The 8,210-nt window shown below is 38.6% G+C and carries 8 protein-coding genes and 1 pseudogene; 2 read left to right on the top strand and 7 right to left on the bottom strand.

All coding sequences use genetic code 11. From position 1 onward, the window contains the following. Nucleotides 1–439: pseudogene (locus tag FJR38_RS28185) on the top strand (cell division protein FtsZ); the annotation flags it as partial. 149 nt (nt 440–588) lie between these two features. Here the strand turns inward: FJR38_RS28185 and gshB are convergent. The 7 genes from gshB to FJR38_RS05140 form a co-directional block, all read right to left on the bottom strand. Then, nucleotides 589–1,551 carry a glutathione synthase gene (gene gshB, locus FJR38_RS05170; RefSeq protein WP_168492201.1) on the bottom strand — a complete coding sequence of 321 codons (963 nt, stop codon included), beginning with the start codon at nt 1,549–1,551 and terminating at the stop codon, nt 589–591. Nucleotides 1,552–1,853: 302 nt separating this feature from the next. Continuing rightward, nucleotides 1,854–2,114, bottom strand: a complete 261-nt coding sequence (grxC, locus tag FJR38_RS05165; protein WP_168492203.1) for a glutaredoxin 3 — start codon at nt 2,112–2,114, stop codon at nt 1,854–1,856. 228 nt (nt 2,115–2,342) lie between these two features. Continuing rightward, on the bottom strand, nt 2,343–3,965 hold the full coding sequence (guaA, locus tag FJR38_RS05160) for a glutamine-hydrolyzing GMP synthase (RefSeq protein WP_168492467.1): 1,623 nt from the start codon (nt 3,963–3,965) through the stop codon (nt 2,343–2,345). A 161-nt stretch (nt 3,966–4,126) separates the two neighbouring features. Next, nucleotides 4,127–5,242 (bottom strand): cobalt-precorrin-5B (C(1))-methyltransferase CbiD, encoded by a 1,116-nt coding sequence (cbiD, locus tag FJR38_RS05155; RefSeq protein WP_168535796.1) that lies wholly within the window; start codon nt 5,240–5,242, stop codon nt 4,127–4,129. Nucleotides 5,243–5,523: 281 nt separating this feature from the next. Continuing rightward, on the bottom strand, nt 5,524–5,823 hold the full coding sequence (locus FJR38_RS05150) for a hypothetical protein (RefSeq protein WP_168492206.1): 300 nt from the start codon (nt 5,821–5,823) through the stop codon (nt 5,524–5,526). 198 nt (nt 5,824–6,021) lie between these two features. After that, complete coding sequence (locus tag FJR38_RS05145) at nt 6,022–6,612, bottom strand: DUF3177 family protein (protein ID WP_168492207.1); 591 nt, start codon at nt 6,610–6,612, stop codon at nt 6,022–6,024. Nucleotides 6,613–7,076: 464 nt separating this feature from the next. After that, entirely contained in the window at nt 7,077–7,322 is a 246-nt protein-coding gene (locus FJR38_RS05140) for a Calvin cycle protein CP12 (protein WP_168492208.1), read from the bottom strand. A gap of 537 nt (nt 7,323–7,859) precedes the next feature. Between FJR38_RS05140 and FJR38_RS05135 the strand changes: the two genes are divergently transcribed. Continuing rightward, nucleotides 7,860–8,210: Uma2 family endonuclease (locus FJR38_RS05135; RefSeq protein WP_168535794.1), on the top strand; the 351-nt coding region annotated here is incomplete at its 3' end.

Below are 8,210 nucleotides of genomic sequence, written 5' to 3'. Positions count from 1 at the left end.
AAATCTAGAGCCAGAGAAGCAGCGATCGCTGCTATCTCTTTCACCTTTATTAGAATGTTCTATTGAAGGGGCTAGAGGAGTGGTCTTTAATATCACTGGTGGTAGTGATTTGACTCTTCATGAAGTCAATGCTGCTGCGGAAACAATCTATGAAGTTGTTGATCCTAATGCCAATATTATTTTTGGCGCGGTAATTGATGACAGACTCCAAGGAGAAGTCAGAATTACTGTCATTGCCACTGGTTTTACTGGTGAAATTCAAGCTGCACCAGCACAAACAGTAGTTACTCCTAGAGTTATCACTCCCACGACAACTACTAGAAAACCCACACCCCAAACACCATCTAATACTCCAAATCCAGTTGCTGAACCAAAGGAAAAACCATCTTTGGATATTCCTGACTTCCTGCAACGCCGACGCACACCACCCAGAAATTAAATGATTGTGGATATGAGATTTTAGATTAAATTCCCAGTCTCATTTGAGGCTGAGTGCTGTATACAAGTTGTTAGTTTCAGGGTTTTATACCAGTAAGGGCGCAAGGCCTGCGCCCAGTCAGGAGTCAGGAGGAAGTAAAGTAAATAAAATTACGTATTAGCCTCTATCCATTTAATTACTTGATGGGCAAGATGAGTACCATCGAGACGGTCAATTTCCCGAATCCCTGTGGGACTTGTGACATTGACTTCCGTGAGGTAGCCACCAATTACGTCTATACCCACAAAAATTAGGCCATCTTGACGGAGTTTTTCGGCTAAATGGCTACAAATTTCCTGCTCTCTTGGAGTAATGGTAGTTTGAGCCACTGTTCCACCGGTGGCCATATTATTACGAAAATCACTACTACTAGAAAGACGATTAAGCGCACCTATCGGTTCTCCATTGAGTAAGATGATTCGTTTATCTCCTTCCTTAGCTTGGGGTAAATAGTTCTGTACCATCACCGGAACTTGACCTTGGAGCGTGCTAAGTTCGACAATAGAGTTAAAATTGCGATCGCCTGATTGTAAAAATAAAATTCCTTCTCCAGCTTTATTCCCCAATGGTTTGAGAATTGTTGCCCCTTTAGCTTCCACAAATTGGCGAATTACTTGCTTATCAGCACTAACAATTGTTTCGGGAATACATTGGCTAAACTGGAGGGCATACATTTTTTCATTAGCCCCACGAATTCCGGCAGGATTATTAATAACCAAGGTTTTATTTTGGTTAATATAATCCAGAATGTAAGTTGCATATAGATAAGCATCATTAACAGGTGGATCTGTCCGCATAAATACGGCATCCATTGTTTCTAAAGGAATGAAGGCACTAGGGTTTAACTTAAACCAAGAATTCACTGCTAACCAACGTCCCTCCACCAATTCCACGGGAACAAGTTCTACCTGCTGCAAGACAGCCCAAGCTTTGCTATCAATAACACTGAGCAAATTCGCCTGAGTTATCCAAATTTCGTGTCCGAGAATTTGCGCTGCTTCCATTAGAGCAACACTGGTATCATGACATGGATCAAGCCGATGGATGGGATCAATAATAAAAGCCAGTTTCACCCTTTATGCCTCTCTTCTCTATGAATTTTAATATTAAAGAATATTAAAGATCCCCGACCTCTTTGCTCCATTTTTTCCGAAGATAAATAAACTAATTTCAGAAGTCGGGGATCTGATAACTTTTGCTAAATTTTTGGCTGAGATAATGCAATTAATTGCAGAAGTCGGGGATCTGATAAGTAGATGAACAGAAAAAATTAAAGGTATGTGAAGAAAAGTAAAATCGTCCAAAACTCTGTTCCCTGTTCCCTGTTCCCTTGCCCCAACGACAATTTTTAACGCCAACCTACTTACACAATTTTTTACGACACTAGCATCTGATCTAATTTACCTTGACGGTCTAAAGAGTAGATATCATCACAACCACCAATGTGAGCATCATTGATGAAAACTTGTGGCAAAGAGCGTTTTCCATTAGCTCTTGCCGACATTTGATTTCTGGCTATTTCATCTCCATCAATGTTGTATTCGATAAAATCAATACTTTTATTTCTGAGTAGATTTTTGGCACGGATACAAAACGGGCAAGTAGTCCAAGTGTAAATTTCTACTTTTGCAGCCATAATGTTCTCAACTAAATGTAATACTTTTTAATTTTAGACCTAAGTCCTATGGTAATAGGTAAAAGCTTTTCCTTTTCACCAATTACCAATTACCAATTAAGTAGGTAGATGCTAATCAACCCAACTATGTAACGAACTGTAAATTACCCAAAACTCTTGCGATTGCTGCGTTCCACTCCGTTCCACTCGCAATGACATAGTTATAAGTTTTCCCACCTACCTACTTATCTATTCCCACTCAATAGTTCCAGGTGGCTTGGAAGTAATGTCATAAACCACACGGTTCACACCCTTCACTTCATTGACAATGCGGGTAGAAATTCCTTCTAGTACATCGTAAGGAATACGCGCCCAGTCTGCCGTCATGCCATCTTCGCTAGTAACTATCCGTAAAACAATGGGATAAGCATAAGTGCGTTTATCACCCATGACACCAACGCTGCGAATAGGTAATAAGACAGCAAAAGCTTGCCAAACCTCGTGATATAAACCGCGTTGGTTAATTTCTTGACGGACAATTAAATCAGCATCTCGCAAAATATTTAAGCGATCGGCGGTAACTTCACCTAAAATCCGAATGGCTAAACCAGGTCCAGGGAAAGGTTGACGTTGGACAATTTCTTCTGGTAAACCGATAGAACGTCCAACTTTGCGGACTTCATCTTTAAATAGTTTTCTGAGTGGTTCTACCAGTTTAAATCTCAAATCTTTTGGTAAACCACCAACATTATGATGACTTTTAATTTTTACTGCTACCCGTTCACCAGTTTTTGGATCAACATTGGTATCAGCGGATTCAATCACGTCTGGATAAAGTGTGCCTTGAGCCAAGTAGTCAAAATGACCAAGATTTTTGGATGTTTCCTCAAAAACACTGATGAATTCGTGTCCGATGCGGCGACGTTTTTCTTCAGGATCTGTTACTCCAGCGATCGCGGAAATAAATCGCTCACGGGCATTGACATATTCTACAGGAATATGAAATTGTTCTTTAAATAACTTGAGTAATCGTTCTGGCTCTAATTTCCGCATAAAGCCTTGATCAATAAATACACAAGTTAATTGTTCCCCAATGGCTTTATAGAGTAGGAACGCGAGAGTAGAGGAATCCACTCCTCCAGAAAGTGCTAATAACACCCGTTTATCACCAACTCTAGCGCGAATTTCCCGAATGGATTCTTCGACAAAAGCTGCTGTTGTCCAAGTCGGTTCACAATCACAGACATGGTAAACAAAGTTACGGATTAAAGCTAAACCACCCTGAGAATGTACAACTTCTGGATGGAACTGGACACCATACAATTTCTTTTCATGGTCAGCGATCGCAGCACAAGGAGTATTATCTGTATGGGCAAGTAACTCAAATCCTGGAGGCATGGTTTTGACTGAATCCCCATGACTCATCCACATGGTTGTACCATCTTCGACATTAGTTAATAAATCGGTGGGATCATCTATATACAAAGATGCTTTACCGTATTCACCTCTATCTGCCTTAATAACTTCCCCACCCAGTTGATTAACCATGAGTTGCATCCCATAGCAAACACCGAGAACGGGTATTCCCAATTGCCAGATTTCTGGGTCACAATGGGGTGCGTGGTCACTATATACGGAATTTGGACCACCGGAGAGGATAATTCCTTTCGGATTAATTTGACGTAAATCTTCTGCTGTGGTGCGATAAGGAAGAACTTCCGAATATACTTGAGTTTCGCGGATTCGACGAGCAATTAATTCAGAATATTGAGATCCAAAGTCTAAGATTACAATTATTTGACTATTAAGTTTTCCCGATTTTACCTGTGTTGGAGATAATTCGACCGTTGGTAGAGTCACCGCTGTATTCATGATAGCGAAAGTAAGTGTGTCGTTAAGGGTAGTAGAAGTCACAAATTGTGATTTTTGTGATTAATGGTGATAAAAGATCAATTAATCATCTAAATCAAATTAATTACGCAAATCATAGTTAAAAATATTTATTTGACGTACTGACGATAATTCATATTAAGTTAACACAATTTATCCAGTAACATACAACCAGTTTTGCTTTTAACGAGGATTTGGCGATCGCGATCGAAAAGCACTGAACCACAAGCTATGATGGTTTTACCTTGCTGATTGTGACTACTAATATATTCATAACAACGAGTATCAATTGTTTCGGCAATATTGCTATAAACTTGATTTACCCAATTACTACCAGTGTTGTCATCAAGAATTCTCAGATGTTTTAAAGCTGCTTCTGCTGTCGGACTCTGAAAAATAGCTTGAATATCTGGAGACTGTAAACCTAGCATGGCACAATGGGCTGTTAAAATTTCCCTCCGACCATCAGCTAAATGATGATGAGTGTGAAAAATTCCCCCTGCTAGTTTCATCAATTTACCGTGATAACCAAATAATAAAATTTCTTTAATACCTAAGACATCAGCAGCAACTAACATTGGACCCAACCAGTTAGCAGTTTTGACCAATTGTGCGGGATTGATACCGAGTTTCTGCGCTAAATCAAGGCCATTTTCCCCAATACAAAATACTAAAGTTGTAAATTGATTAGCTTTATCTGCTAAATCAGCGCGGAAAGCTGCTAATTGATCTGGTGTACTTAAAGGTTGAGAAATACCTGTTGTTCCTAATAAAGACAGTCCTTCCACTACCCCAAAAGCAGAGTTAGAAGTACGAACAGCGAGCGATCGCCCCTCTGGTAAAATAATTATGATCTTGATTTTTTCTGTCGGTGTTAATAATCGCTGTAAATTCTCTGTCAATAATCTTTGAGCATAACCATAAATTGCCGCTTTCCCCTCACCATTAAACTGCTTCCCAATCCCCTCTCCACCCTCAATAATTACCTTGTTCCCATCTCCCTTGTACCATTCCACCACAACCCAAATCGGTGTATTCCTAGTTAAATCCAGATTATCACCAGGATCACTACGAGTAATAGCCAAAGCTTGATTTTCTGAAATTCCCGCTACTTGCTCAATGGATATTTCTGCAACTTCTGCTGGTTCAATCAAATCTATAGAAGCCACACTTAGGGATTGACGATTACGTAACCAATGCAAAGCCGCAACAGCAGCAGCACAAGCAAAAACTGGTAAAGTGTATCCAGATCGGGACATAGTGACAATTAAAAATTAAAAATTAACAATTAAAAAAACTATAGCAATCCTATTTGATTTAGGACTTACGCAAAATATCTCGGAAACCCTCTTTTCTATCCCTAACGGGACGCTTCGCGAACGTGTCCTTCGTTCCTTCGTGGTTCATTATTCCGTGACTTGTGCGTAAGTTCTATGATTTATGAACGGAGTTTTTAAAACAAACCGCTCCAGACACAGAGAGCGCAGAGGTAGAGAAAAAGAGGTATTCATATCTTATTTAGGATTGCTATATTATCCATTTATACTCCAACCTCTAATAACAAAACTTCCATCTCTTCCCAAGAAATATCCTGTTGAAGATAACGGGGTGAATCAGGATTATAGGGACTTGCTATCCTGTCAATAGTGATAATTGTAGCGGTATCTGGCAACACAGGAATGTCTGGATCAAATGCTGTGGGACGCATTAAAGAACTAGAAAATCCTTTAAACACAGCAATTTTATCTGGTTCATCATCAATTTCCACGGTGACAATAAGAACTTCTTGCGATTTTTTGACTGTATATTGTTCCAGTCTTTTACCAATAGAGTTATTCATTGATTATTTATACTAAGCTGTTGTGCATTCAATTTACATAAACTGGACAGGCAGGATGCCCGTCCCACAGGAGTTTGATTTTAATTTTGTTAAAAATCATAGCTCTTTCTTATTACACAAAAACGTCAAGAAATCCTCAATCAAAAAATCTCCAAAATCTGGTGCAATCTACTTTTTTAATTTCTAATTCTTAATTGCTTAGTGCGTCGCTGAACGTCCATATTTACCCAACTTCACAGCCACAAAATAACTTAAATATACTACGTAAAATCCTAAAGCAACTATGCCCAGAAAACCGAGAAAAGCAGGTTTACTGTTGTGGTGGAAGTAGTCCTTAAAAATTAATGGTGCTTCTAACCAAACACTACAGTAAGGAGTTTTTAGTCCATTTGCTGAAAAAGCACAACCTAAAAAAGGTAAAAGGGCAACTGCTCCTAAACTACAATAAACTGTTGTTGCCCAACGCCAAGAAGTAAAAACCAATTTCAAGGGACTAGTAGGATGATACTCAATTTCATCATTGATATCTACCCAAAACCATAGCGTAATAGGAATCAGAATCCTTGCCATTAAAGCAGAGATAAAACTCACTCCAAAGCCGCCAATCATCAAGTAAATAGTAATAGCCAATAAACTAGCCACGCGCCAGTAAATTATCAATAAGCGTTGCATTGCTTCTGCTTTTTGTACAAATGCCCAAATTAGAAGAACTAAAGGAATCATCAGCGTAAATAATAACGCTAGGCGATAATCCATCCAAACATAGGGGCGAAACCATACTTGTGTCATAAAGTCAATAAAAAATAGAAAAATTTGTGAATAGATATCAATACCTTGTCCAAATCAAAAAAAGTCTTGATTTCTAGGTTGGGTTGTTCGCGTTAGCGTTGCGGAGCAATCGGTAGGAAACCCAACAAATGCGTCGGGTGGCGCTGTCGCTTAACCCAACCTACAAAAAATGGACAAGGTATTGTAGATATCTGATAGCGTAGCGTGGCCTTAGCCATTCCAGAAAAAATTCAGCTTGTGGATTTTGTTCAAAAGTGAAAGACGGGGATTTTATTCCCCGTCAGGTTTAAATCCATTTATTTGTTAATGGAGCTTAAAACCATTGATATTCCAGTAATTTGTCACTTAGGCAAAAAGTACAAGTGCTGGTTTTAGTCTAGCGAGTCCAAAATAACTAACAATTGAAAATTCGTAAAAAGTTTTGGGAATCTACATTTTTTAATTGTTAATTCTGTCCAACGGTTCTAGTCTTCGTAAAGACGGCACTCGTCTGCTTCTGGATTATCATCACAATATTTTTCTAAAGCATTTTTAGGCTTGACTTGACGTTGGTGAGAAGCTTCAGCTTGCAATTCTTCGACGGCATCCCAAGCAGCAGCACATTCAGCCGAGTTGCTACCTGAGATATCACATACAGTGCGAGCTTGTTCTACTTCTTCTTGGATTTTTTCTTGGATATCGTTATTGGTTTTTTCTTGGATGTTGGTCATGATTCTGTCTCGTTATGTTTTGTTTATACTAATATAGAAAAACTTCGGAAAAGGCAGTTTTCTCTTGATGGCTGACCATTGTTACACTTTTGGGGATAATTCCGTTAGGTACTATCTGCCAAGATTTGAATGCAAGCTCTCAGTTTATGGAGAAAGATATGGCCAGGGTATTATCCCATGAATATACTATAATAAGCCTTTCTACTTATAAGTAGCTTGATTTTCATTTTGAATACAGACTTTAAATATCGCTTTCAAGCTTATCAAAGCTTTTTGTGCCTAATAAATTTTATTATAAGCATCATACTATATTAATATCTGTAATATTGTGATTAAGCCAAAAAATATGGCTAAAATAAAAAGAAGTAAACACTTCCTTCTAAGTGTCTAAGAGTGTTCCAAACAATAAATGATCCAAAACCAGAGATTGCTTCATTCCGCTCCGCTCCATTCGCAATGACAATTGGGCATTTTTTTACTTGGAATACTCTAAAGTATTGTCATCTCAAGTTGATATCATTTCTTGCGAGGCTCATTATGACAGCTATCACCGTCAACTTAAACCCTATTATTCAACTAAGCGACAACCAATTTTATCAACTCTGTCGGGAAAATCCTGAAGTTAAATTTGAACGCAATGCAAAAGGAGAAATATTGATCATGTCACCTACCGGAGGAGAAACAGGAAAACGTAATGTGGAAATTGCCGCAGATTTTGTATTTTGGAATCGTCAAACTAAACTAGGAGTTTGTTTTGATTCTTCCACCTGTTTTAAATTTCCCAATGGTGCAAATCGTTCTCCTGATGTTGCTTGGATCAAAAAAGATAGATGGGATACACTTACATCAGAAGAACAGGAAAAGTTTTCACCAATTGCCCCAGATTTT

It is taken from the genome of Anabaena sp. UHCC 0253 (assembly GCF_009712085.1).
In the GTDB taxonomy this organism is placed as follows: Bacteria; Cyanobacteriota; Cyanobacteriia; order Cyanobacteriales; family Nostocaceae; genus Dolichospermum.
This window is presented reverse-complemented; position numbering and strand designations above follow the sequence as displayed.

Excerpts from the sequence above, each read along its gene's own strand:
- grxC (WP_168492203.1), bottom strand. The coding sequence starts at position 2,114 with ATGGCTGCAAAAGTAGAAATTTACACTTGGACTACTTGCCCGTTTTGT.
- guaA (WP_168492467.1), bottom strand. The coding sequence starts at position 3,965 with ATGAATACAGCGGTGACTCTACCAACGGTCGAATTATCTCCAACACAG.
- cbiD (WP_168535796.1), bottom strand. The coding sequence starts at position 5,242 with ATGTCCCGATCTGGATACACTTTACCAGTTTTTGCTTGTGCTGCTGCT.
- FJR38_RS05150 (WP_168492206.1), bottom strand. The coding sequence starts at position 5,823 with ATGAATAACTCTATTGGTAAAAGACTGGAACAATATACAGTCAAAAAA.
- FJR38_RS05145 (WP_168492207.1), bottom strand. The coding sequence starts at position 6,612 with ATGACACAAGTATGGTTTCGCCCCTATGTTTGGATGGATTATCGCCTA.
- FJR38_RS05140 (WP_168492208.1), bottom strand. The coding sequence starts at position 7,322 with ATGACCAACATCCAAGAAAAAACCAATAACGATATCCAAGAAAAAATC.